Origin of the sequence: Streptacidiphilus sp. BW17 (genome assembly GCF_041262485.1) — a bacterium.
Lineage (GTDB): Bacteria > Actinomycetota > Actinomycetes > Streptomycetales > Streptomycetaceae > Streptacidiphilus.
In genome coordinates, this window is sequence record NZ_JBGCCR010000005.1 from 317,155 (window position 1) to 340,150 (window position 22,996).

A 22,996-nucleotide genomic window follows, 5' to 3' on the forward strand; every position below is an offset into this window, starting at 1 on the left:
GTGGATACTCGCGCCGTTCCCCGCGCCCCTGGACGTTTGCACCTACCTGCGGGAACGGGCGCGGGTCACCAGGGCCACCGCCGCCGCGCCGCAGGCCGCGCCGAGGACGGCCCCGGCGGCGACGTCGCCGGGGTAGTGGACACCCGTGTGGACACGGGAGTAGCCGACGGCGGTGGCGAGCAGGGCGAGGGGGAAGGCCGCCGCCGGGAGGGTCGCGCCGACGGCCACGGCGAAGGCGACCGCGGAGGCGGTGTGCCCGGAGGGGAATGACGCCGAGGCGGGCATCGGGACCTGACGGTCGGCGACGACCTCCGCGGCGGCGCGGTCGGGGCGGGGCCGCCGGACGAGTTCCTTGCCCACCAGGTTCGCGCCGGCCGAGGCAAGGCCGAGGGCCGCGACACCGGTCAGCGCCGCCTGACGGGTACGGCCGGGACGGAGGGCGAGCAGCGCGGCCACCGTCAGCGAGATCTTGGAGTTGTCGGCCGCGCGGGAGAGCCGACGCAGGCCGGTGTCGAGGGTCGGGGTGTCGGTCGCCGCGACGGCCGCGTAGACGGCGTGGTCGAGCTGCCGCAGGTCGTGCAGGAGCGACCAGACATGGGACGTGCGCGGGGCGACGGCCGTTTCAGCCACGGGTGTCCTCCTCCGGTGTGCTCGGCTCCTGCGTGCCCTCGGACTCCGGCACGCCCGCCGCCGGTGGGGCCGGGTGCGCCCGCGGCTGCGGCAGCGGACGGCCCAGCGCGAGAGCGACGATGCGCCGCCAGTCCAGCGGCGGGCTGGTCACCGGTGCGCCCGGGCGGTGGACCGGGACCCGGACCCGCAGCACGCCCGGACGCACCGTACAGGTGACCGGCGGCGTCATCCGCAGCGCCTCGCCGTCGACGGCCACCGCGATCACCGGTACGTCCGCGTGGACCACCACCTCACGTGCCGTCAGCGCCGAGAGCCCTGACGCGCGGACACCGAGCAGCGCGACCTCGGCCGCCTGCGCGGGACCGTCGACGCGGATGCCCAGGACTCCGAGCAGACCCCGGTCCAACCGAGGACGCCGCCCTCCGGTCAGGGGATCGCCGCCGGAGTACGGGTTGTTGCTGACCAACAGCGCCTGCTGGCCGTCCAGGCGGCGGCCGTCGGCGCGGGCCCGCAGCCGGCCCTCGGGGTCGCCGAGCAGCAGCTCCGGCAGGGCGTCCAGGACGGTGCCGGCCTTGGCCTCCCGGTAGGCGGGGCTCTGCACGATCTCCGCGTACGCGCCGAAGGAGACGGTGTTGACGAACGGGTGGCCGGCGACGGCGCCGAGGTCGACACAGAACTCCTCGCCGTCGCTCAGCGCGTCGAGACAGCGGGAGGGGTCGGCGCGGTCCAGGCCCAGGTCCATGGCGAAGTGGTTGCGGGTCCCGGCGGAGACGACCAGGAAGGGCAGGTCGTGCTCGGCGGCGACCGCCGCGACCAGCGCCTGGGTGCCGTCGCCGCCCGCGACCCCGAGCAGATCCGCGCCGTCGGCGACCGCCTGCCTGGCCAGCGCCGACACGTCCACCGGCCGCCCGTCCTCCGCCGACGGCTCCAGCAGCACCACCCGCGCGCCGAGCCGCTCCGCCTTCTCGGCCAGTCCGAAGCGCGCGACCTTGCCGCCGCCGGAACGCGGGTTCATGATCAGCACCGGCCGCTGCGGCCGGGCAGTCCGCTGCGCGTGCATCCGCCCGGGCCGGCGGACCTGACGCAGCGCCGAGCGGGCGGAGGTGAGCGCCGCGCCCCAGAGCAGCAGCGCGCCGAACCCTGCCAGCAGCAGACCGGTGACGGCATAGACGACCAGCACGGCGACCGGCGCGCCAAGTGCCACCAGCGCTCCGCCGAGCCGTCGCAAGCCCCGGTGCGCCAGTGCCCACCACGCGCCGCCCGCCGCAAGCGCGAGCCCCAGCAGCCCGACGAGCGGCACCAGCACGCCGTGGTGCCCGACCACCGCCAGCAGCACGGCCACTGCGCCCGCCGCGCAGAGCAGTGCGAGCCGCGCCAGCGCGCGGGCCCGCGTCAACCGGCGTCCGTCCGCGTCAGACATCGGCGCGCGCGGCGATCCGGCCGTCGGCAATGGCGGCGAGCAGCGCCGCGTGGTCTGCGGCGGTCTGGTCCGCGTAGCTGAGGGCCCATTCGGCGATCGCACGGTCGAAGGCGCCGCCGTGGCCGAGGTATCCGGCGATCGCCTCGCGGTCGCCGGAGCGGGCGTGGGCGCGAGCGAGGGTGCGACCGCAGATCTCGCCGTAGCGGGCGAGTTCGGGCGCGGTCAGCTTGCCGATCTCCACGGAGCCCTTCATGTCCCGTAGTTGGCGCCAGTAGAAGTGCCGGCCGTCCGGCCCCGTGGCCCAGCCGAGGAAGATGTCGCCGGTCGCCTGCATCAGTCGCTGCCCGTCGACGACGCGGCGGCCCTGGTGCCGGTGGCTGCTGGGCGCGAGGTGGGCCGCGAGCACGGACTGGTCCGCCTCCTTGACCTGGAGGAAGAGCGGGTCGCCGATCGTCGTCCCCTCCAGCAGGCCGATGAAACAGCGGGTGCCGACGCTGCCCACGCCGACGACCTTCATCGCCGCGTCGATCAGCCGGAACCGGCCCAGCAACGCCCGCTTCTCGTCGCTCAGACTGCGCTGGTAGTCCTCGTAGGTCTCCTGGACGAGGCCCAGGTCGCGCATGCTGATGGGCTGGAGCAGCGGAGGGTCGTGCTTGATGCGCGGCTCGCCGTCGGGGCCGGTCTCGGTGAGCTTCTCCAGTGCCTGGAGGTTGGTGCGGCGGCGGGCCTTGGCCAGTTCGGAGCGGGCCTCGGCACGGTTGGCCTCGCGGACGGTCTCCAGCAGGTCCTCGGTGTCCACCCGCTCGTACCAGACGTCGAGTTCACCGCGAGCGGACAGTTGACGCATGTGCTCCCGGTAGGACCGGGCGGCCGCGCGGGCCGCCTCGGTCGCCGCGTGGTCGGAGTCGCCGTTCTCGCGCGCGGCGACGGCAAGGCTGGCGGCGAGGCGTTTGACGTCCCACTCGAAGGGGCCGGGCAGCGTCTCGTCGAAGTCGTTGAGGTCGAAGAGCAGGGTGCGCTCGGGTGAGGCGAAGAAGCCGAAGTTGGAGAGGTGGGCGTCGCCGCAGAGCTGCACGGTCAGGCCGGTGTTGGGCGAGGACGCGAGGTCGGCGGCCATGACCGCGGGGGCGCCGCGCAGGAAGGCGAAGCAGGAGGAGGCCATCCGGCCGTACCGGATCGGAACCAACTCGGGGACACGGGTGGCGCACTGGCGCTCCAGGACGGCGAGGGGGCCCTCCCGGCCCGCCGGGGCGTGCCACGGGCCCTGCGCCGCGCGCGGGACGGTCTTCCGCGCCGCCCGCCCAGCCTCCCGGCCCGCCGTCCCGTCGTCGCGCTGCGGCTCCGCCTGCTGCTCTTCTCCGTCGGTCCTCGTCATGGAGCTCTCCTCCGCTGTTCCCTTACCTTGGGGGCTGCCGGGTCGACGCGCAGGTCGAAGCCGCCCGCTCGGGTGACGGACGTGACAAGGACCGGAAAACACGTATGCAACCCTCCGGCGCTCCCGGGCATTAGGCGGGCGTGAAAGGAGGTGCTGCCGTGTCACCACGAGACCACGACGCCGAGTTCAGCGAGTTCGCGGGCACCAGGGCTCCGTGGCTGCGCAGGGTGGCATATCTGCCGTCGAACGACTGGCACCACGCGGACGACCTGACCCAGACCACGATCACCAAGCTCTAGGTGCACTGGCCATGCATAAGCACCCTGGAGAACCCCGACGGATACGCCCGCACCACCCTGGTCAACACCTTCCTCGCGGAGCGGCGCTCGCCGTGGCGGCGGGTGCTGCTGCGCGACCACGACGACCACCCCGCAGCGAAGCGTCGACCTGGACGGCGTGAAACCGAACGTCCAGGGGTTCGTTCGGTCCTGCTCCACCGCCGACCACGTCAACTACTGCGTCGAGAGCTTCTTGGACATCCACCACATCCCGCCCGCCCTCACCGCACTCGGCGGCATGGCGGGGCTGCTCCGGCTGGTGCATCCGCTCGGCCTGAACCCCGCCGACTGGACCATCGACGTGGTCCGCTGAGCGCGTCCGGACGCGGCCGGGGTGCGGGTCGGCTCGCCGCGCAGTGAGATGGGTGGCATGTCCGAGAACTCCGTACCCGTCGCCCCGTCCGGCAAGGTGGTTCTGGTCACCGGGGCCTCGTCCGGGATCGGCGAGGCCACGGTGCGCAGGCTGCAGGCGCTCGGCTGCACCGTCTACGCCGCCGCGCGGCGGGTCGAGCGGATGAGCGGCATCGCCGAGCTCGACCGCGTGCACGTGGTCGCGATGGACGTGACCGACCCGGAGTCCAACCGGGCCGGGGTGGAGCGGATCCTGGCCGAGGCCGGGCGGATCGACGTGCTGGTCAACAACGCCGGGTACGGCTCGTACGGCGCGGTCGAGGACGTGCCGCTGTCCGAGGCGCGGGCGCAGTTCGAGGTGAACCTCTTCGGCGCGGCCGACCTGATCCGGCGGGTGCTGCCGCAGATGCGGGCCCGGCGCAGCGGACGGATCGTCAACGTCAGCTCGATGGGCGGGAGGATCCACTCCCCGCTGGGCGGCTGGTACCACGCCACCAAGTTCGCGGTCGAGGGGATCAGCGACTGTCTGCGGCTGGAACTGCAGCCGTTCGGCATCCAGGTGGTCCTGATCGAGCCGGGGGCGATCAGGACCGAGTGGGGCGGCATCGCCGCCGACAACCTGCTCGCGACCTCCGGCTCCGGCCCGTACGCGGGCCAGGCCAAGGCCATGGCCAAGACGCTCCGGGGCGATCGGATCACCAGCTTCGGCTCGGCTCCCACCGTCGTCGCCGAGGCGATCGCCCATGCCGTGCAGTCCGAGCGTCCCCGGACCCGCTACGCGATCGGCAGCGGTGCGAAGCCGCTGATCATGCTGCGGCGGCTGCTGCCCGACCGGGCCTTCGACACCCTGATGCGCCGCGCCAGCCGCCTGCCCGCCCCGCCCGCCGCCGTCTCCACCACCGTCCCCACCATCGACGGCGGCGCGTGACCTGACCGCCGATCAGGCGTGCTTCAGCGCCCGCTCCGCGGCCGGGAGCGCGGCGGCGCGCGTCTCCGGGGCGAGGCCTAGTCGGGAGCGGCGGTCGAGCAGGTCGGAGGCGTCGAGGGCGCCCTCGTGGCGGACCGCGAAGAGCAGCTCGGCCATGGTCGTGTCGGTGCCGGGCGCGATCGGCTCCAGCAGGGACGGGTCCCCGTCCGCCTCGGCGACGACCGCGGCCGCCTCGGTGCCGTAGCGCTGGACCAGGCGCAGCGGGGCGTCGACCCGGGCGAGGGTGGCCCGGTCGGCCGCGCCGACCAGCGGGAGCGAGCGGGTACGGCAGCCCGCCGCCGCCCGGCCCGAAGCCGCCAGCGCGGCGTCCACCGCGTCCTCGGCCATCCTCCGGTAGGTCGTCAGCTTGCCGCCGACGACGGTGACCAGCCCGTCGGGCGCGGTGAGCACGGCGTGCTTGCGCGAGACGTCGGCGGTGCGGCCGGATCCGGTGTCGAGCAGCGGGCGCAGGCCCGCGAAGGTGCCGATCAGGTCGTCGCGGGTGAGCGGGCGGCGCAGCGCGGTGTTGATGGTCCGCAGCAGGAAGTCGATCTCGTCGGGCGAGGGCTGCGGCTCGTCCGGGATCGGGCCCGGGGCCTCCTCGTCGGTCAGACCGACGTAGACACGGTCGTCGGGGGCCGGGAGGGCGAAGACAAAGCGGTTGGTCTCACCCGGGATCGGCACGGTCAGACCGGCCGTGAGGCCGCCGAAGGCCTCCTGACGGAAGACCAGGTGCGTGCCCCGGCTGGGCCGCAGGGTGATGTCGGGGGCCAGGTTCCCGGCCCAGACGCCCGCCGCGTTGACGACCATGCGGGCGCGCAACCGGAAGCTCTCCCCCGTCAGCTCGTCCGTCAGCACCGCGCCGTTGCCGCGTGCCTCGCTGACGGCGCAGCGGGTCAGCACCTGAGCGCCGTGGGCGGCCGCGGTCCGCGCGAGCGCGGTCACCAGGCGAGCGTCGTCGGTCAGTTGGCCGTCCCAGAAGACCAGGCCGCCGCGCAGGCCCGCGTCGGCGACGGTCGGGGCGTAGCGGAGCACTTCCGCGCGGGAGAGGCGGCGCGAGCGCGGCAGGCTGGAAGACGGCGTGCGGGCGGCGATCCGCAGCGCGTCCCCGGCCAGGAACCCGACGCGGACCAGCGCGCTCTCCGCCGCGCCGGTGCCGGGCAGCAGCGGGACGATCTGCGGCAGTGCGCGGACCAGGTGCGGGGCGGTCCGCTGCATCAGGATGCCGCGCTCGACCGCGCTCTCGTGGGCGATTCCGACGGCGCCGGAGGCGAGGTAGCGCAGCCCGCCGTGGACCAGCTTGGAGCTCCAGCGGCTGGTGCCGAAGCCGAGGTCGTGCTTCTCGGCGAGGACGACGGAGAGCCCGCGCGCGGCTGCGTCCAGGGCCACGCCCACCCCGGTGACGCCGCCGCCGACGACCAGCAGATCGACGGCGGGGCCGGTCTCCTCGCCTCCGCTCGCGGCGCGCAGGGCGGCGAGTTCGCGGGCGCGGCGGTCGGCGTTGAGCGAGGCGTTGGGGGCGATGTTCACGCGGTGGTCCTGCCTTCCGGGGCGGGGCGAGTCAGGTGATGCGGAGCGGATCAGGAGGGTGCGAGATAGCGGTCCAGCATCAGGCGCAGCTCCTCGTCGAGGCGGTCCACCTGCGCGCCCCTGCCGTCCGCCGCGCCGGCCAGGACCGGGCCGGTCAGCGTGAAGGACCAGGCGGCCAGCAGCACCGCGCGGGCCAGCAGCGCGGGCTCCTCGGCACGTACCGATCCGGCCGCGATGCCTGCGGCCAGGGCCAGTTCCAGCAGGGCGAGCTGGTGGTCGGTGTTGGTGCCGCGTCGCTTGAGCAGGTACGGCATCAGGAAGTCGGGGTCGAGCTCGATGATCGTGCGCAGCAGCGGATGGGTGCGGACCGCGCGCATCAGCGTGACGACGCCGTCGACCAGCCGCGCCCGGGACACGTCCTCGCGGCTGCCCTGGGGGAAGGCGGACTCGGCCAGCTCCACCCAGACCCGGGTGGTCAGCGCGGCCACGACGTCGCGGACCGAGCCCCAGCGCCGGTAGAGCGTGGCGCGCGAGACGCCGGCCTGGCGGGCCAGGTCGGCCATGGTCATCCGCTGCGGACCGATCGTCAACAGCAGCCGGTAGGCGGCCTCCAGGATCCGCTCCTCGGGGATCGCGTTGGCCGCCCTGAACTCCGGACCCTGGAACTCCGGACCACTCTGCAGGGGGTCGGTTCCGTCCGGCGTGTTGATTCGCTGCGACATCACATGTAGAAGTGTATCAGCACGTTACCGCCCAGTATCCGAGGACCGCTCCCGATGACCGAGTCAGACCTTCCCGTCGTGGACTTCCACCCCTACCGCTGGGGCGATCCGGCGCACGCCACCGAACTGCCCACGTCCGCCAAGGACACGCTGGCCCTCTTCGGCGTGAAGACCCCCGAGCACGACCCGGTCGAGCCCGCGGAGATCACCCTCCCGGCGGTGGCGCTGGAGGCCGAGGCGCTGGACGCCCTCACCGCCGTGGTCGGCACGGAGCACGTACGCACCGACCACGACACCCGCCTCGGCCACACCCGTGGCTGGTCCACCCCCGACCTGCTGCGCCTGCGCGCGGGCGACGCCACCGACGCGCCCGACGCCGTCGTGACGCCCGCCTCGCACGACGAGGTCGTCGCGCTGCTGGACGTGTGCAGCGTGCGCAACATCGCCGTGGTCCCCTACTCCGGCGGCACCTCGGTGGTCGGCGGTCTGGCCCCGCGTCGCGAGGGCTTCGCCGGGGTGGTGGCGATCGACCTCGGCCGACTGGACGCGCTGCTCGACCTCGACCCGGTCTCCCGCACCGCCACCCTCCAGGCGGGCATGCGCGGGCCGCGCGTCGAGGAACTGCTGCGCGAACAGGGCTTCACCCTGGGCCACTTCCCGCAGTCCTACGAGGGCGCGAGCATCGGCGGCTACGCGGCGGCCCGCTCCGCCGGGCAGTCCTCGGCGGGGTACGGACGGTTCGACGACATGGTCGTCGGCCTGGTGCTGGCCACGCCGCGCGGCACGGTGACCCTCGGCAGCGCGCCCAAGTCGGCGGCCGGGCCCGACCTGCGCCAGCTCGTGCTCGGCTCGGAGGGCACGCTCGGCGTGATCACCTCGGTCACCGTCCGGGTCCGGCCCGCCCCGGCCGAGCGGGTCTTCGAGTCCTGGCGGTTCGTCAGTTTCGAGGCGGGCGCGGACGCGCTGCGCCGCCTGGTCCAGGACGGCCCGGAGCCGACCGTGCTGCGACTGTCCGACGAGACGGAGACGGGCATCAACCTGGCCGATCCGTCGGCGATGTTCGGCGGCGGCCCCGGCGGCTGCCTGGCCGTCGTCGGCTACGAGGGCACGGCGGCCGACGTCGCCGCGCGCCGCGCCGGAGCGACCGCCGTGCTGACCGAGGCGGGCGGCGAACTGCTCGGCCCCGACGGCGGCGAGGCCTGGCGCAAGGGCCGCTACCGCGCCCCCTACCTGCGCGACCCGCTGCTCGACGCCGGAGTGCTGATCGAGACCCTGGAGACGGTCACCTTCTGGTCCAACCTGCACGCCCTGCGCGCGGCGGTGACCACCGCGCTGACCGAGTCACTCACCGCCCAGGGCACGGCGCCGATCGTGCTCTGCCACATCTCGCACCTCTACGAGACCGGCGCGTCGCTCTACTTCACCGTCGCCTGCGCGCAGACCGAGGACCCGCTCGCCCAGTGGCAGCAGGCCAAGTCGGCCGCCAACGCGGCGATCCGCGCTTCCGGCGCCGCAATCACCCACCACCACGGCGTCGGCACCGACCACCGCGACACCTACGCGCAGGAGATCGGCCCGCTGGCCGTCGACGCGCTGCGCGCCGTGAAGCGGGCGCTCGACCCGGCCGGGATCCTCAACCCCGGCGTGCTCATCGACCCGACGACAGGCGGCGACTGACAGTGCGTGAGTTCACCGCGATCATCAATCCGGTCTCCGGCGGCGGCCACGGCTTCCAGCGCTGGCAGCCGGTCGCAGACCGCCTCCTCGCCGCCGGCGCGACCGTGCGGACGATCCCGAGCCGCAGCCGCGAGCACGCCGTCGAGACCGCACGGCAGGCGGCCGAGCGCGGCGAGGTGGTCGTCGCGGTGGGCGGCGACGGGATGGCCCGCGACGCCGCCGACGGCGTGGTCCGGGGCGGCGGCACGCTCGGCCTGGTCCCGGCCGGGCGCGGCAACGACCTGGCCTGGCGGCTCGGCCTCCCGACCGACCCGGCGGGCCTGGCCGAGCTCCTGCTCGACGGGACGGCGCGTCGGATCGACGTGCTGGAGGTCAACGGCGTCATCGCGCCGGGCAACGTCTACATCGGGATCGACTCGCTGGCCACGCAGATCATCAACGCCGGACGGTGGCTGCCGGCGCTGCTGGTCTACCGGCTGGCCCCGGTCCGCGCCATCCTCGGCTGGCGCGCGGCGGAGTACACCCTCGACATCGACGGGGAGCAGTTGCGGACGCGTGGCCACACCGTCGTCGTCGCCAACAGCGGCGCCTACGGCCACGGCCTGCGGATCGTGCCGCCCGCCGAGCTGGACGACGGCGTGGCGCACGTGATGGTGGTCGGCGACGGCCCGCGCAGCAAGGTCGTCTCCTTCATGCGCGAGGCCAAACGCGGCACCCATATCGAACGGCCCGAGGTCACCCTCACCACCGCCCGCACGGTCACCGTCGACGCGGACCGCCCGATCCCGGTCTGCGCGGACGGCGACGAGATCGCCTCCCTCCCGGCCCGGATCGAGCTCCTCCCGGGAGCCCTCTCGCTGCTCGCGCCGTAGCACCGGCCCGTTCTGACGCCCTGTTCACCCTGACGTCGGCGGGCGTCGTGCTCAGCCCCCGGCGGGCTTCTGCCGGGACGGACCGGCAAGGTCCGCCGGGGTGTTGAGCGGCCTGTCGAGCGGGGCGTTCTGGGCCAGGACCGCGCCCGCCGCGATGCTGAAGGTGAGCGCCACGGAGAGGACGATCAGCCAGGACAGGCAGGTCAGTACCAGGCCCAGCGAGCCGTACTGGACGAGTGCGCGGTTCAGCGCGTTGGGCATGTAGATCCGGGCGGTCAGCGAGAGCCCGGTGGCGCTGATCGCGCACAGCACGGCCCCGGGCAGCAGTGGCAGCCACGGCACACGCTTGGCCAGCAGCAGGTGCTGGGTCCACCACCAGATCGCGACGCTGAGCACGAACGTCAGCGGGACGCCCAGCCACAGGCCCGCGCCGAAGCCGTTGCGCACCGGGCCCTGGCAGACCAGCAGCGTCACCATCGCCGCGATCCAGGCCAGCCAGCGCCAGGCGGCGATCCGGGTGGAGGCCTTGCGCAGCCGCCAGGAGTCGTTGCAGATGCGGGTCAGGGCCCGACTGCAACTGGTCGCCGCGATCACCGCCATGAGGATGCCGATGATGCCGGTGGTCTGCCGCAGCTCGCCCGCCGAACCGCTGGCGTGGACCACGCTCTGGACCTGTTGGGCGGCGGCGCCGTGGATGCCGAAGATCGAGCGCAACGAGTCCGTCATCGTGTTCCGCACCGACTCCGGGGCGAACGCCCCGAGCGCGAAGAGCAGCGGCACGGTGGTGATGAAGATCTGGGCGGCGAGCCGGGTCGCCGCGTCCATCAGACCGACCGTCAGCATCCGCGCGGTCAGCGCGGTGATCACGGGGAACTGCCGCTCCAGCATCACGTAGCGGACATGGGCGCGGCCCTTGAGCAGATCCGCCCGGGCCCGCGCCCGGTCCAGGCGCCCGGCGGGGTCAGTGCCGTCGGTGGGATCACTGCCGTCGGTGGCGTCCTCTTCGGACACGGGCCCGCCCCTTCTCGACCTGGTACCGGTCAGTCAAGATCGGCACGGCCGAGCACGCCACCGCAGCCACCCGTTCGGGTGATGCGGCGTCAGGAACAAACAGGGGCGGGCGGGATCACTCGCCGTCGGGGCGGTCGCCGAGCCGGGCGCTCAGCTCGGCCAGCGCGTCCAGCCGGCGCTGGAGCGGCGGGTGGGTGGAGAAGAACCGCGACACCGAGCCCTCCTCGCCGGTCAACGCCGGGGCGAAGAGGACGGCGTTGAACGCCTGCGCGGTGCGCAGGTCCTTGGACGGGATCCTGGCCCCGGCTCCGGTGACCTTGACCAGCGCGGAGGCCAGCGCGGAGGGCTGTCCGGTGAGGATCGCCGCGGAGCGGTCCGCGGCCAGCTCCCGGTACCGGGACAGCGCGCGGATCAGCATGAAACTGAGGGCGTAGACCGCCGCCGAGACGGCGACCACAGCCAGCACGATCATCGTGGTGTTCTGGTCCCGCCGGGCCCGGCCGCCGATCAGCCCGGTGTAGAAGCCGACCCGGACCCCGAGCCCGGCCAGCACGCCGAGGAACGAGGCGATGGTGATCACCGCGACGTCCCTGTGCGCGATGTGCGAGAGCTCGTGGGCGAGCACGCCGTCCAGTTCGTCGGGCTCCAGGCGGCGGAGCAGGCCGGTGGTCACGCAGAGCACGGCGTGGTCGGCGTTGCGGCCGGTGGCGAAGGCGTTGGGCAGGTCCATCTCGGCGACCGCGATCCGCGGCTTGGGCATGTCCGCGAGGGCGCAGAGGCGGTCGACCGTGCCGTGCAGCTGGGGAGCCTGCTCCGGCGAGACGTCCTGCGCCTTCATCGCGAAGAGGGCGACGCGGTCGGAGTACCAGTACTGCGCGAAGAGGAGGCCTCCGGCGATGACGACGACCAGCACGACCGACTTGAGCAGCGCGACGAGTACCGCCGCGAACACCACGTAGAGCAGCCCCAACAGGAACAGCACGGTCACCATCCTGGCCGTCAGCTGTCGGTCTGGAGCGAAACGGGACTTCACCATCATCGCCTCCGTCGGCACACGTGCCGTCGCGCGGTCGGCGTCCGAGCCACCGCGTCGGCGATTCCAGGGTAATCCCGGTGTGCAAGCGAAGACAGAGAGTGTCGGCGCCGTAAGCCTTCCGCAAGGGAGGTGACGGCACAGCCCGGTGCAGCGTCCCGGGGCGTCCGACAGATTGCCTACGAACGGCCTGGATGGCGCACCGTAACGAGAAGTCAACAGAGCGTCATGTTCGGATGATCACGTCCGCCCGAATCCTCATAGGAGGTCTCATGCCCCGCAGCAGTCGCGGGCTTTCCAAGGTCAGCCGCGTCCGACGGCTCGTCGCCGTCGCCGCCGTCGGCGCGCTGACCGCCGTGCTGCCGTCGTTGTTCTCGCCCGCCGACGCCGCCGTCGCGAACCACCGCGTCAAGGCCGGGACGGAGCACAACGTCGCATTCAGCACGCGCTGGTCTGCCGACATCCACGGCACGGTGACCAGCGTTGGCAACTCCGTCGTCACCTGTGACCCGCGCAAGCCGAAGCGGAACAAGGACGCGCCGGACTGCCTCGTCGCCCGCAACCAGGTGCCGCCCACGACGGGGCAGCGCGCCGGGCGCAACAACGACTACTGGATGCGGTACATCAACATCGACGGACCCGGCCACCGGGACCGGCAGGGCACGGCGATCTACTCCTCCAGCTCCGCCGACTTCAAGCTGCCGCCGGGCGCCCAGGTGAAGTTCGCCCGGCTGTACTGGGGCGGCACCTACGGGATCGTGATCCCTGGCCTGCACATCAACGTGCAGAAGTCGATCAACCAGGTCGGCTGGGTCGACTTCAAGACCCCCGGCAGCCACGGCTACGTCCGGATCAACCGCGACACCGCCATGGGCTTCGACGGCACCAACCCGGACCACAGCTACGCCACCTCCGCGGACATCACCAACCTGGTGCGGGCCGGCGGGTCCGGCACCTACGAGGTCGCCGACCTGGACGCCGCGCTGGCGGTGGACTCCTGGGGCGGCTGGTCGATGGTGGTCGGCTACCAGGACTGCAACAAGCCGCTGCGCCACCTGGAGGTCTGGGACGGCTACGAGCACCAGGCCATCAACTCCGGCAAGACCGTCGGGGTCTCCCTGCACGGGCTGCAGACGCCCGCGAGCGGCCCCGTCGGCCTGCGCCTCGGTGAGATCACCTACGACGGCGACCGCGGCTGGCCGGACCACGCCAACGTGGTTCCCAACGTCGGCACTCCGTTCCCGCTGGGCGACAACCTCAGCCCGGTGAACGACGTGCAGAACTCGGTGCTGGCCAACGACGACCCGAACGACAGCAACTACATGTGGCACCGGACGCCAGCGTACCCGAACACCCTGGGCTACGACAACCACCGGTTCCTGCTGGACGGCAGGCTCGCCAACGGCACCACCGACCTGACCGTCGACTACCCGTCGACGGGCGAGGGCATCAACATCGGCGCGATCTACGCCGCGGTGGACCTGCAGCAGCCCTGACGCAGCGTCAGCACCGGGGCGCGGCCGGCATTTCTGCCGGCCGCGCCCCGTCGCGTGCTACCACATGACCGGGAGCCGCTCCGGCAGGCGCTTCATGTAGCCGGTGCGCCAGACCAGTTGCTCGATCGGCACGGCCAGTCGCAGCTCCGGCATCCGCTCGACCAGCGTCTCGAGGGCGATCTCGGCGTGCTTCCTGCCGAGCGCCGTGGCCGGGCAGTAGTGCTGCCCGCCGCCGAAGGAGAGGTGGTCGCTGCTGTTGGGCCGGTCGGCGTCGGCCCGGTACGGGTCGGCGAAGTGCGCGGCGTCGAAGTTGGCACCCTCGACCAGGACCAGCACCAGCTCGCCCTTGCGCACCAGCACGTCGCCCAACTGCACGTCCTCCAGGGCGATCCGAGGCAGCCCGTCGCCGATGGAGAGGTTGATGCGCAGCAACTCCTCCACGGCCGCCGGGATCCGGGACGGGTCCTCGCGCAACTGCGCCCACAGTTCCGGCCGCTGGAGCAGCGAGACGCAGGCCATGCTGAGGAACCCGGCGGTGGAGACGACGCCCGCGCCGAACAGGGTCACGCCGACCGTGGCCAACATCTCGTCCGTCAGGTGCGCGTAGTCCGGGTCCTCGCGCAGGACGGCCAGCTCCGCCATCAACCCGGTGGTGGCCGGGTCGTCCAGACGCTCCGTCATGTACGCCATGTCACGGTCCCAGTTGAGCTTGGCACCGGTGACCGGGCAGGCCGAGTTCATGAAGGCGATGTCCAGGCTGGCCGACAGTCGCGGGCCGTCGGCGAGCGGAATGCCGAGGATGCGGCAGTGCATCGCCTCCGAGTACGGATTGGCGAAGGCGCCGCGCAGGTCGACCGGAGCGCCCTCGGCGATCATCCCGCCGACCAGCCAGGCGGCGTGCTCGCGCAGCCAGTCGACCAGTCCGTCGGCCTTGGGGTTGATCGCCTTGAGCACGGCCTTGCGCAGGCCGACACCGGTGATGTTGCCCATGTTGTTGACGACCTCGGGCGGGATCGTCAGCGCGTACTGTCGCGGCGCGCCCGGGGCGGAGGTGTCCTTGAGGCTGAACCGCCGGTCCTCCAGCACCTGGCGGCACAGCGCATAGGAGGAGACCAGCCAGGCCGGCGCCCCGGCTATGGTGCGGACCCGCTTGACCGGCTCGGCACGCAACTCCTCGACCTCGTCGGGCAGTTGGTCGCCGCGCCAGGAGAAGGGAAAGGCCGGCAGTGCGTCGACATCCAGGTCGTCGCCGCGGTCCCGGGCGCAGGCGAGGGTGTCCACGGTCATCGGTCGTCTCCTTGGTGAGCTGGCAGGGTGGATTCGGCTGCGGGCACGTCGACGGGGGTGACGATCGCGTGGCCCTGGTTGCGGGAGGCGCGCAGGCCGTGGCCGCGCGAGTAGAGCAACTCGGCCAGCGGAAGCAGCTGGTGGTAGCAGTTGAGCGAGGACGGGACGCCCAGGATCGCCGGGCTGTCCAGGAAGAGCGGGGCCTCCGCGCAGATGTAGCGCAGGCAGACCTCGCGCTGCTCCGGCGTGCCGGCCTGGCCGCCCAGCACCTTGGCCGCCAGGAAGCGGCCGACCAACTCGTCGATCACGCCGCGGAACTCGTCGTCCCGCTCCATGCGTCCCCAGAGCTGATCGTGGATCTGGCGGTAGGCCGGATTGGCGCTTAAGTCCGACATGCCATGGGCGCGGATTCGCTCCTCGCCGTCGTCCGCCAGTCCGGCGCGGACCGCCTCGACCGCGTTGTGCACCTTCGCCCGGACCCCGCGCAGGTTCTTGACGGCCTTTCGGCGGGCGTCGTCCGGGGTGTACCCGAGAGCCTCGTGCATCTCGGCGACATGGAGGTCGGTGTACACCAGGTCGACCCGGCGGAAGTGGTCCACACCCCACTGGGCCAGGTCGTTGACGCGTTGGGCGGAGAAGTAGCTGTTCCCCGGGGAGATCCCGATCACCGCGTGGTCGCCGTCCGCCTCGATCAGGGCGCAGTGGGACGTATACGGACTGACGTGGAACAAGGTTCTGGTCGCTGTCTGCAAGTGGAGAGCGTCCTTTGCGTCGCGAGTCCCGATGGAGCCTTGTGCTCCTGGTGTGGCGACAGCACGTGCAGTCAACAGTTGGACACGGAGGGTGTCAACGAGGCGTCTCACTACTTGAGATGAACATGGCGTGAACCGGGACGCGCGTGTCGGAACGCGACCCGGACAGGACCTGGGCGTCATGGCGGCATCAAGACCCCGGCCAGGCCCGTCAACATGACGTCAGCGCGAACACCGAGGTCGGTGCCGTGGTGTTGGATCGAGCGGGGGTCGTCGGGGCACCCCCTCGGCACTTCGGAACGTCAGAACCACCGCGCCCCATCCCGGAAGGACACTCGCGTGTCGGTCAGTTACCTGCGCGCACACCGCCTGCAGCTGCACCGGTCTGGCCTGGTGGCCACCACCACACCGCATTTCGTGCCACTGCCACCCGCACCGGCACCCGTCACGTCCGGGCCCGCTCCGAGGATCCAACCCGTCACGGTCGACCCGTTGCGTCGCACGGCAGTTGTGCACGGACAACCACTGGCGCTGACCAAGGTCGAGTTCGACCTGCTGGCCCATCTGGTCTCCCGACCCCACCAGGTCTTCACCCGCGACCAGCTCATCGAGGCTGTGTGGCACCAACCCGCCATAGGCGACGGCCGCACGGTCGACGTCCATGTGGTCCGGCTGCGTCGCAAGCTCGGGCAGCGCTTCCGCGCGATGCTGGTCACCGTGCGCGGGGTGGGCTACAAGTACGAGCCACAGGCCTGCTGACCGGCCCGGCCACCGCGAAAGCGCGGCCCGCTCTTGTCGCCGCCAAGGCCGCGACAAGAGCGGGCCGCGCGCCGTAAGGCGGATGTCAGGAATCGACGGTGGTCGTCCGAACCGTGCCTGCGGGAGGTTGAATCGGATCCGCCGCGCTCCGGATGTCCATCCCGCCTGGATTACCTCGGGAGCGCGGCCGCGTGGGCGGACCCGGGTCCGCCCACGCATCCACCCTTCCGTCTTGGAGGAACCCATGGCCGGACCGACCGGCTGCGTCGTCGTCGGTGTCGACGGCGGCGCAGGCGGCGTGCGGGCGCTGCGCCTGGGAGCGCGGCTGGCCCGGGAGTCGGGTCTCCCGCTGATCGGCGTGCTGGCCTGGACGCCGACCGCCGCCGCACGGAGCGCTTTCGGCGGCGAACGGCTGCGGGCCTGCGAACGCACGGCCATGGCCCGACTGGACCGGACCTGCCATCAGGTGCTCGACGAAGTGGCCTCCTGCGACGCGAAGTTGATCCCGTTCGTGGCACGCGGGCGGGCCGGCCGGGTGCTGCTGGACGTGGCGGACGCGGCCGACGACGTGCTGGTCCTCGGCTCCCACCGGCCCGAAGGCCGCACCGCGCGCTACTGCCTGGCCCACGCCCGCTGCTCGGTGGTGACCGTCCCGCGGATTCCCGAGCGGGCCGCCGATCGGGCTGCCCAGCAGATTGCCGTCAAGGGCGCGCCAGCGGAGCGTTAAGGCCGTACACGCCCGATATTGACCTGTCGTTCGGCGCTTCCTACGCTGGCGGTGCCCGGTCGGTTCCGGTGTGTCGCACCGGCTCCCGTGGTGCCGGGCGAGGCCTCTGGGAGGTGCTCCGACGATGGCTGTGCTGATCCCGATCCTGCTCTGGTGCTGTCTGATGACGATGTGGCTGGCGGTGCCGCGTCTCGACAACCGCCGTGACCACCACCGCTCCCGGGCGACCGCGACGGAGCTGGCCTCTCGGTCCGGCTTCGCCCCGGCCACCGCGCCGCGTCCGCCGTGGCGTGCGGCCCCGTTCCACTACGGTGACCGGCACGACTACGAGCAGGCCGCCCAGGGGCCACTCGCGGGCAGGCCCACGCTGGTCTGCGCGTACGGCTGCACCGACAACGGCGTCACGCTCTGGTCGAACACCCTGGTGCTGACACTGGACCGGCCCACCGCCGCGGTCGAGGTCCTGCACGAGCGCCCCTACACCTCCCCCGCCATCGCGATGCCGACCTCGATGGCCGTCCATCCGGCAGAGGACGAGTCTCTCGACCGGGCCGCCCAGGTCCGGTTCGACACCGACCTCCCGGAGACCCCCGACGCGCGCGCGATCGCCCGCGTCCTGGCCGCCGCCGTCACCGGTGCGCCCGAGCGGTACTCGCTGCGCGCCAACGGCCGGACCCTGGTGCTGTGGCGCGGCGGCGGCTTCCGGGACGCCGCGAGTGCCGAGGCCTGCGCGTCCGCTGCGCTCCAGGCGCTCGACTCGGCCGTGGCCCTGGGCCTGCGCCGGGCCGACGACTCGGCCCCGTCCGCCCTGGCGTGAGCCGGCCTGATGCGGCGTGCAGCTTGATCCGGTGTGATTCGGCGTGATCCGGCGCTACATGTCCCCTTCGTTCTTCGCCAGCTCCTGCAACGCCCGGTAACGCCGCATCACGTCCTCGCGGTCGGCGGCCTCCGGCACCGAGGCGTTGCAGGAGGCGATGATGAGATCCGCCTGCTCCAGCAGCAGGTCGTGGCGGTCCGGGGTGGTGGCGCGCTCCATCAGCTTGGTCAGCGCGTCGAGCTGACGGATCATCACCGCAGGCATGCCGACGCCGCCCTGCCGGATCTTCTCGAAGGCACGCTGCACCAACCGCTCGTAGGACGCCTGGTAGGCGATGAGCCGGACATAGCCCTCGGTGTCGCGGTGGACCCGCTGCTGGTGCCAGCCGGGCCCGATCCGGCACAGGCACTCCCCCAGCCAGTCGATGCAGGTCAACGCGGTGAACGTGTCGTTGACGGCGGCGGACAGCGCCCGGATGGCGATCTCGACCAGCTGGTCGACGCCGAACGAGATGTCCTGCGTCAGCGTCCGGTACGGCCCGGTGACCTGGCCCCGGTCCAGCCCCGCCTCGACCTTGGGAGCCGCCTCCGGCGGCCAGACCAGGGCCAGCGGGCTGCCCTGGACCAGGAAGTGGCCCGGACGGTTGAGCAGATGGACGACGGCGTGCGACTCGTGCGCGATGGCGATCAGCCGGTCGTGGCGCAGGTACTGGAGGTAGCCGGGTTCGGGGGTCAGCACGGGTGCGCCCTCGGTGGCCATCCGCTCCAGCAGCTCGCGGGGCGAGAGCCCGCGCTCCCGGCCGCCCACGCCGACGGCGTCCCCGGCGCCCTCCTGCTCGATCGCCCGGGCCAGCTCGCGGGCGATGTCGGCGATGACGTGCGGTAGTTGGATCACCCGGGCGATGTGGTTGATGAAGTAGATCAGCATGGCCAGGTCGGCCAGGGTGAGCGCCAGCGCCACGGTGACGGAGAGATGCGGGACGAAGTCCCCGTGCGGGCCCGGACTGATCGCGACCAGGACCAGCATCGTGTAGAGGAAGGTCGCGACGAAAGTGCCGAGCGTCAGCTGAGTGCCCCGGTCCCGGATGAAGTTGCGCAGCATTCGGGGGCCGAACTGGGTCGAGGCCAGTGTCAGCGCCACGATGGTGATGGAGAAGACCAGACCGGCCACCGTGATGACCGCGGCGGCGATGGTGCTCAGTACCTGCCGCGCGCCGTCGGCGCTGCCGCTCAACACCCAGGAGGGGAAGTGCAGGCCGCCGTTGTAGGCGACCCGGTCCAGCTTCAGCGTGCCCGCGAAGAGCACCGCGGCCACCGCCGCCTCCAGCGCGGGGACCAGCCAGAGGTTGGTGCGCAGCCGCTCTCTGCGCCAGTCGTGGACGCGGAAGCGATAGCGGAACTGCGCGGGCATGTCACTCACTCCAGGCCGAATCGTCGCGACGGCCTGTTCCCGCCTCGGGGACGGGACCGCGCGTTGCCGACCAGACTTCCCGGCTCACCTGGCGCGAGCTTAGCCCGTCCGGGTGAGCGGGGCATGTCGGCCAGGGATCACCCAGGCTGCTCCCAGGCACGGTGGGCCGGTTCACGTCTTGATGGGGATCCGCAGGCGGCAGATCACGGCGTCGGTGTGGCGGCGCAGGGCCAGGTCGAGGATCGGGCCGCGCTGGTTCTGGAGCAGGCGCTGCCACGGGTGCGTCAGTTGCATCTCCGGGATCAGCACCACCAGCCGGTCGTGCGCGTCCTCGTGCTCGACCTCGTGGATGTAGTCGACCACGGGCCGGGTCAGCGAGCGGGTCGGGCTGCGCAGGATGATCAGCGGCACGTCCGGCTGCCAGGCCAGCCAGCTCTCGCGCATCCGGGCCTCGGTGGCCTCGATGTCCGTGCCGGCGTCGGTGTCGGTGTCCGCGTCGGTGTGCGGGTCGTCCGGGTGGCTGTCGTCGACGTGCACGACGGTGATCGCGCGGACCTCGTCGCCGAGCGAGAGCGCGGCGCTGATCGCCTCCTCGGTCAGCAGGTTGACGGCTCCGACCGGGACCAGCACCAGCGACCGTCGCGCCTCCGGGTGCGCGGGCCGCTCGCCGAGGTGCAGCGCCGCCCCGATCCGCGCGTAGCTCCGGTGCACCGACTCGAAGACGACCACCAGCACCGCGACCGCCAGGAAGACCAGCCAGCCGCCCTCGCGGAACTTGGACAGCAGCTCGATCACCGTCGCCGCTGCCGTCAGCACCGCGCCCACGCCGTTGAGCAGGGCCCGGCCCTGCCAGCCCGGCGGGCGTTCCAGCCGCCAGTGCACCACCATGCCCGCCTGGGAGAGGGTGAAGCCGATGAAGACGCCGATCGCGAAGACCGGCACCAGCGTCTGGGTGTTGCCCTGCGCGACCACCAGCAGCACCAGCGCCGACCCGGCCAGCACCAGGACGCCGTGCCGGTAGACCTGCCGGTCGGCGCGCAGCGCGAAGGCGTGCGGCAGGTGGTTGTCCCTGGCCAGCAGCGAGGTCAGCACCGGCATGCCGCCGAAGGAGGTGTTGGCGGCCAGCGCCAGCAGCACCATGGTGGCGAACTGGACGACGAAGAAGCCGATGTTGTGCCCGAAGGACGCGTCGGTCAGCTGCGCCAGCACGGTCTTGGTCGGGTTCGGCGCGACGTGGAACTTCCGGATCAGCAGCGAGAGCCCGATCAGCATGGTCCCCAGCAGCAGGCCCAGCCCGACCTCGGTCCGCTGGGCCCGCTTGACGCGCGGCGTGCGGAACGTGGGCACGGCGTTCGCGATGGCCTCGACACCGGTCAGCGCCGAACAGCCGGACGCGAAGGCGCGCAGCAGGAGCAGCACGCCGACCGTGCCGGTCGCGGTGGCGGACGGGTGGGTCGGCTGGGTGGCCGGGGTGGAGCGGATCAGGCCGAACAGGATCACGGCGTAGATGGCGACGATGAAGACCACCGTTGGCACGATCAGCGCTTTGGCCGACTCGGCCACGCCGTAGAGGTTGAGGCCGGTGACCAACGCCAGCACTCCGACGCAGATCCAGACCCGGGCACTGTAGAGGCCCGGGAAGGCCGAGGTGAGCGCCGCGACGCCGGCCGAGACGGAAACGGCCACGTTGAGCACGTAGTCGATGATCAGCGACGCCGCCGCGACCAGGCTGACCCGGCGGCCCAGGTGCCGTCCGGCGACCGCGTACGCGCCACCGCCGTTGGGGAACGCCGCGATGACCTGACGGTAGGAGAGCGTCAAGGCTGTCAGCAGCACGACGATGGCCAGCGTCACCGGTAGCGTGTAGTCGAGCGCCTGCGCGCCTGCCGTGGCCAGCACCACCACGATCGCCTCGGGGCCGTACGCCACCGAGGCGAGGGCGTCGAGGGAGAGCGCGGCAATGCCCTGAGAGACGGTCAGCCGGTCCCGCTCGTGGCTGTGACCGGCGCTCTTGTCCGCGTCCGCGGCAGGGCCCTGAGCCACGCGCGTGCACCTCCCGAGGTCCCCGGCGAACGTCCTTGGACCAGGATGCGGCCCGGGACCCGCCGGCGACAGCCAGGTGCCCCGCGAATCGGCCGAACGGGACCTCACCAGCGGTGACGAACCCTCAGGAGTGATCCGGTGCCGCGCCGGGCGTGAGTGCGGAGTGAGTTTCGATCTTCCCACCCGGCGGGGCCGAACTGCCGGATATCGTCAGGAACATGGCACACATCCTGATCGAGGAGAACTTCCAGCAGATCGAGGGCCAGGACATGGAGGCCCTGCTCGAAGCCCTCAACCGTCTCGGCCTCGACGCCGATCCGACCGGACCCCGGACCAGCCTGCACCGACGCGGTTGGGTCCTCGTGCTGCACTGCCTCGACGACCAGGCCCGCACCATCACCGAGCCCGCCAACGCCGCCGCGTTCGGCCTGGCGGTCCGCCAGATCTTCGGCACCCCACGCCCGGTCGACCCGGTCGGCGGCACGGCGGGACGCCGGACCCTGCCCGATCGGATCGACGTCCGGAACCGCGACCGCGACCTGATCGTCTCGCTCCCGATCCCCGCACAGGTCTGACCCCGCCTCGCGCCCACCCGCGTCACCCCGCCGCGTCCACCGCGTCCACCCCGAGGGTCTCCCCTCGGGGCTCTTCTCTGTCTGTCTTTCTGTCTTTCTGTCTCTCTGTCAGGGCAGATGGCCGGGGCGGTGGCGGCCGGACCACTCCGGCTCGAACCGGGCCCAGGCCTCGCCCCAGGCGCGCTCGTCGCGGCGGTCGTAGTGGCGGCGCAGCGTCCAACCCACCGTCAGGACCAGTCCGCCGCAGGCCAGGAACGTCATGCCGCCGACGCCGAGCGCCTCCAGCACCAACTCGGCCCTGGTGGCGGGCGGGACCACCTGGTCACCGTGCGGGTCGACCCAGACGGGTATCGGCGTGCCCACCGGTCGTCCGACCGGCACCAGCGCGAACCCGCCGTGAGCCGTGCCCGCCGGGTAGTCCCAGCTGACGGCGGTCTCCACCAGGCCGGGGTAGACGCCGCGGAGCGGTTTGCCGGAGGGGTCGAGCGGCTGAGCCGCGACGGCGATCGTGTGCGCCGTCACCGCGTGGTCGACGCCGCGCGTGGCGGCGGCGGTCTGCGCGGTCGTCCGCTCCGCCGAGGCCGCGACGAAGCAGGCGAGCACGAAACAGGCCACCATCAGGTAGCGCACGACGGTCCGTACCCTGGCGCGCGCCCGGTCGGTGTCCCGGATCAGCGGGTTCGGCCGTGCGGGCGGAGCAGGCAGGACCCCGGTCAGCGGCTGCCCCGCACCGCCGGGGCCGCGGACCGCGCGGTGCACCAGCAGGCCCGCCGCGGCCGCGCCCAGCAGCAGGGCGAACCGCTGCGCGTCCGGTCCGCCCTCCCAGGTCAGCCGGGCGTTGCGGTGGACGAAGAACCCGTCGTAGAAGAGCCAGCAGGTGGCCGCGACCAGCGGCACCGAACGCGCCGTCGCGATCGTCCCCAGCCACCCGGCCACCACCGCGAACCCGCCCAGGGTCGCGCCCAGATGACGGTCACCGCCCGTCGCCCCGGCGAGCAGCGTGAACACACCCGCACCAAGGAACGCCCACCCCCAGACGACCCCGTCCTCCCGGGCTCCCCCGCGTCCTGTCGGCCGCACCTCGTACCTCCGCCCGAATGCGCCGCAACCCCGTCGGAGAGTCCAACGGGGTTGCGGCGGGAGAGGTTTCACCGGGCAGCGTTACCCGGCTCACAGCCGACATCCCACAGTCGTCGGCTCACAG

22 protein-coding genes are annotated in these 22,996 nt (G+C 72.5%); 10 read left to right on the forward strand and 12 right to left on the reverse strand.

What is annotated here, in order from left to right; translation table 11 throughout:
• Positions 1-42: 42 nt before the first annotated feature.
• The 3 genes from ABH940_RS09160 to ABH940_RS09170 are packed head-to-tail and all read right to left on the reverse strand — an operon-like array spanning position 43 to position 3,425.
• Positions 43-630, reverse strand: coding sequence for a phosphatase PAP2 family protein (locus ABH940_RS09160; protein ID WP_370072844.1), 588 nt, complete (start codon positions 628-630; stop codon positions 43-45).
• Entirely contained in the window at positions 623-2,050 is a 1,428-nt protein-coding gene (locus ABH940_RS09165) for a diacylglycerol kinase family protein (protein WP_370072843.1), read from the reverse strand. The genes ABH940_RS09160 and ABH940_RS09165 overlap by 8 nt, the downstream gene beginning before the upstream one ends.
• On the reverse strand, positions 2,043-3,425 hold the full coding sequence (locus ABH940_RS09170; protein ID WP_370072842.1) for a DUF2252 domain-containing protein: 1,383 nt from the start codon (positions 3,423-3,425) through the stop codon (positions 2,043-2,045). The genes ABH940_RS09165 and ABH940_RS09170 overlap by 8 nt, the downstream gene beginning before the upstream one ends.
• Before the next feature lie 158 nt (positions 3,426-3,583).
• Between ABH940_RS09170 and ABH940_RS09175 the strand changes: the two genes are divergently transcribed.
• From ABH940_RS09175 to ABH940_RS09185, 3 genes are all read left to right on the forward strand, one after another.
• On the forward strand, positions 3,584-3,724 hold the full coding sequence (locus tag ABH940_RS09175; RefSeq protein ID WP_370072841.1) for a hypothetical protein: 141 nt from the start codon (positions 3,584-3,586) through the stop codon (positions 3,722-3,724).
• A gap of 157 nt (positions 3,725-3,881) precedes the next feature.
• Positions 3,882-4,076, forward strand: a complete 195-nt coding sequence (locus ABH940_RS09180) for a hypothetical protein (protein WP_370072840.1) — start codon at positions 3,882-3,884, stop codon at positions 4,074-4,076.
• Between the two features lie 57 nt (positions 4,077-4,133).
• Positions 4,134-5,042, forward strand: coding sequence for an oxidoreductase (locus tag ABH940_RS09185; RefSeq protein ID WP_370105017.1), 909 nt, complete (start codon positions 4,134-4,136; stop codon positions 5,040-5,042).
• Positions 5,043-5,054: 12 nt separating this feature from the next.
• On the opposite strand, the gene ABH940_RS09190 is transcribed toward ABH940_RS09185, so the two are convergent.
• Both ABH940_RS09190 and ABH940_RS09195 read right to left on the reverse strand, forming a co-directional pair.
• Positions 5,055-6,611, reverse strand: coding sequence for a glycerol-3-phosphate dehydrogenase/oxidase (locus tag ABH940_RS09190; RefSeq protein ID WP_370072838.1), 1,557 nt, complete (start codon positions 6,609-6,611; stop codon positions 5,055-5,057).
• Positions 6,612-6,661: 50 nt separating this feature from the next.
• Positions 6,662-7,333 (reverse strand): TetR/AcrR family transcriptional regulator, encoded by a 672-nt coding sequence (locus ABH940_RS09195; protein ID WP_370105018.1) that lies wholly within the window; start codon positions 7,331-7,333, stop codon positions 6,662-6,664.
• A 54-nt stretch (positions 7,334-7,387) separates the two neighbouring features.
• Here ABH940_RS09195 and ABH940_RS09200 point away from each other — a divergent pair, with 54 nt between their 5' ends.
• Positions 7,388-9,010 carry an FAD-binding oxidoreductase gene (locus tag ABH940_RS09200; protein WP_370105019.1) on the forward strand — a complete coding sequence of 541 codons (1,623 nt, stop codon included), beginning with the start codon at positions 7,388-7,390 and terminating at the stop codon, positions 9,008-9,010.
• Positions 9,011-9,012: 2 nt separating this feature from the next.
• Complete coding sequence (locus tag ABH940_RS09205) at positions 9,013-9,882, forward strand: diacylglycerol kinase family protein (protein WP_370072835.1); 870 nt, start codon at positions 9,013-9,015, stop codon at positions 9,880-9,882.
• A gap of 51 nt (positions 9,883-9,933) precedes the next feature.
• On the opposite strand, the gene ABH940_RS09210 is transcribed toward ABH940_RS09205, so the two are convergent.
• On the reverse strand, positions 9,934-10,893 hold the full coding sequence (locus ABH940_RS09210; protein WP_370072834.1) for a YhjD/YihY/BrkB family envelope integrity protein: 960 nt from the start codon (positions 10,891-10,893) through the stop codon (positions 9,934-9,936).
• 115 nt (positions 10,894-11,008) lie between these two features.
• Positions 11,009-11,926: a zinc metalloprotease HtpX gene (htpX, locus tag ABH940_RS09215; protein WP_370072833.1), complete on the reverse strand. Its 918-nt coding sequence runs from the start codon at positions 11,924-11,926 to the stop codon at positions 11,009-11,011.
• 272 nt (positions 11,927-12,198) lie between these two features.
• On the opposite strand from htpX, the gene ABH940_RS09220 reads away from it, so the two are divergent.
• Positions 12,199-13,422, forward strand: coding sequence for a hypothetical protein (locus ABH940_RS09220; protein ID WP_370105020.1), 1,224 nt, complete (start codon positions 12,199-12,201; stop codon positions 13,420-13,422).
• A gap of 57 nt (positions 13,423-13,479) precedes the next feature.
• Here ABH940_RS09220 and ABH940_RS09225 read toward each other — a convergent pair whose 3' ends face one another.
• Entirely contained in the window at positions 13,480-14,709 is a 1,230-nt protein-coding gene (locus ABH940_RS09225) for a cytochrome P450 (RefSeq protein ID WP_370105021.1), read from the reverse strand.
• Entirely contained in the window at positions 14,706-15,461 is a 756-nt protein-coding gene (locus ABH940_RS09230; RefSeq protein ID WP_370105022.1) for a tRNA-dependent cyclodipeptide synthase, read from the reverse strand. The genes ABH940_RS09225 and ABH940_RS09230 overlap by 4 nt, the downstream gene beginning before the upstream one ends.
• 339 nt (positions 15,462-15,800) lie before the next feature.
• On the opposite strand from ABH940_RS09230, the gene ABH940_RS09235 reads away from it, so the two are divergent.
• The 3 genes from ABH940_RS09235 to ABH940_RS09245 all read left to right on the forward strand — a co-directional run bounded on the left by ABH940_RS09235 (position 15,801) and on the right by ABH940_RS09245 (position 17,764).
• On the forward strand, positions 15,801-16,220 hold the full coding sequence (locus ABH940_RS09235; RefSeq protein ID WP_370105023.1) for a winged helix-turn-helix domain-containing protein: 420 nt from the start codon (positions 15,801-15,803) through the stop codon (positions 16,218-16,220).
• Positions 16,221-16,464: 244 nt separating this feature from the next.
• The gene (locus ABH940_RS09240; RefSeq protein WP_370072828.1) at positions 16,465-16,947 is read left to right on the forward strand and encodes a universal stress protein; all 483 of its coding nucleotides are present in this window, start codon (positions 16,465-16,467) and stop codon (positions 16,945-16,947) included.
• A 124-nt stretch (positions 16,948-17,071) separates the two neighbouring features.
• Positions 17,072-17,764, forward strand: coding sequence for a hypothetical protein (locus ABH940_RS09245; protein ID WP_370105024.1), 693 nt, complete (start codon positions 17,072-17,074; stop codon positions 17,762-17,764).
• Between the two features lie 54 nt (positions 17,765-17,818).
• On the opposite strand, the gene ABH940_RS09250 is transcribed toward ABH940_RS09245, so the two are convergent.
• Complete coding sequence (locus ABH940_RS09250) at positions 17,819-19,174, reverse strand: DUF2254 domain-containing protein (protein ID WP_370072826.1); 1,356 nt, start codon at positions 19,172-19,174, stop codon at positions 17,819-17,821.
• A gap of 171 nt (positions 19,175-19,345) precedes the next feature.
• The gene (locus ABH940_RS09255) at positions 19,346-21,217 is read right to left on the reverse strand and encodes an APC family permease (protein ID WP_370105025.1); all 1,872 of its coding nucleotides are present in this window, start codon (positions 21,215-21,217) and stop codon (positions 19,346-19,348) included.
• A 218-nt stretch (positions 21,218-21,435) separates the two neighbouring features.
• On the opposite strand from ABH940_RS09255, the gene ABH940_RS09260 reads away from it, so the two are divergent.
• Positions 21,436-21,792, forward strand: a complete 357-nt coding sequence (locus tag ABH940_RS09260; RefSeq protein WP_370105026.1) for a hypothetical protein — start codon at positions 21,436-21,438, stop codon at positions 21,790-21,792.
• 108 nt (positions 21,793-21,900) lie between these two features.
• On the opposite strand, the gene ABH940_RS09265 is transcribed toward ABH940_RS09260, so the two are convergent.
• Complete coding sequence (locus ABH940_RS09265; protein WP_370105027.1) at positions 21,901-22,800, reverse strand: hypothetical protein; 900 nt, start codon at positions 22,798-22,800, stop codon at positions 21,901-21,903.
• Positions 22,801-22,996 lie beyond the last annotated feature (196 nt).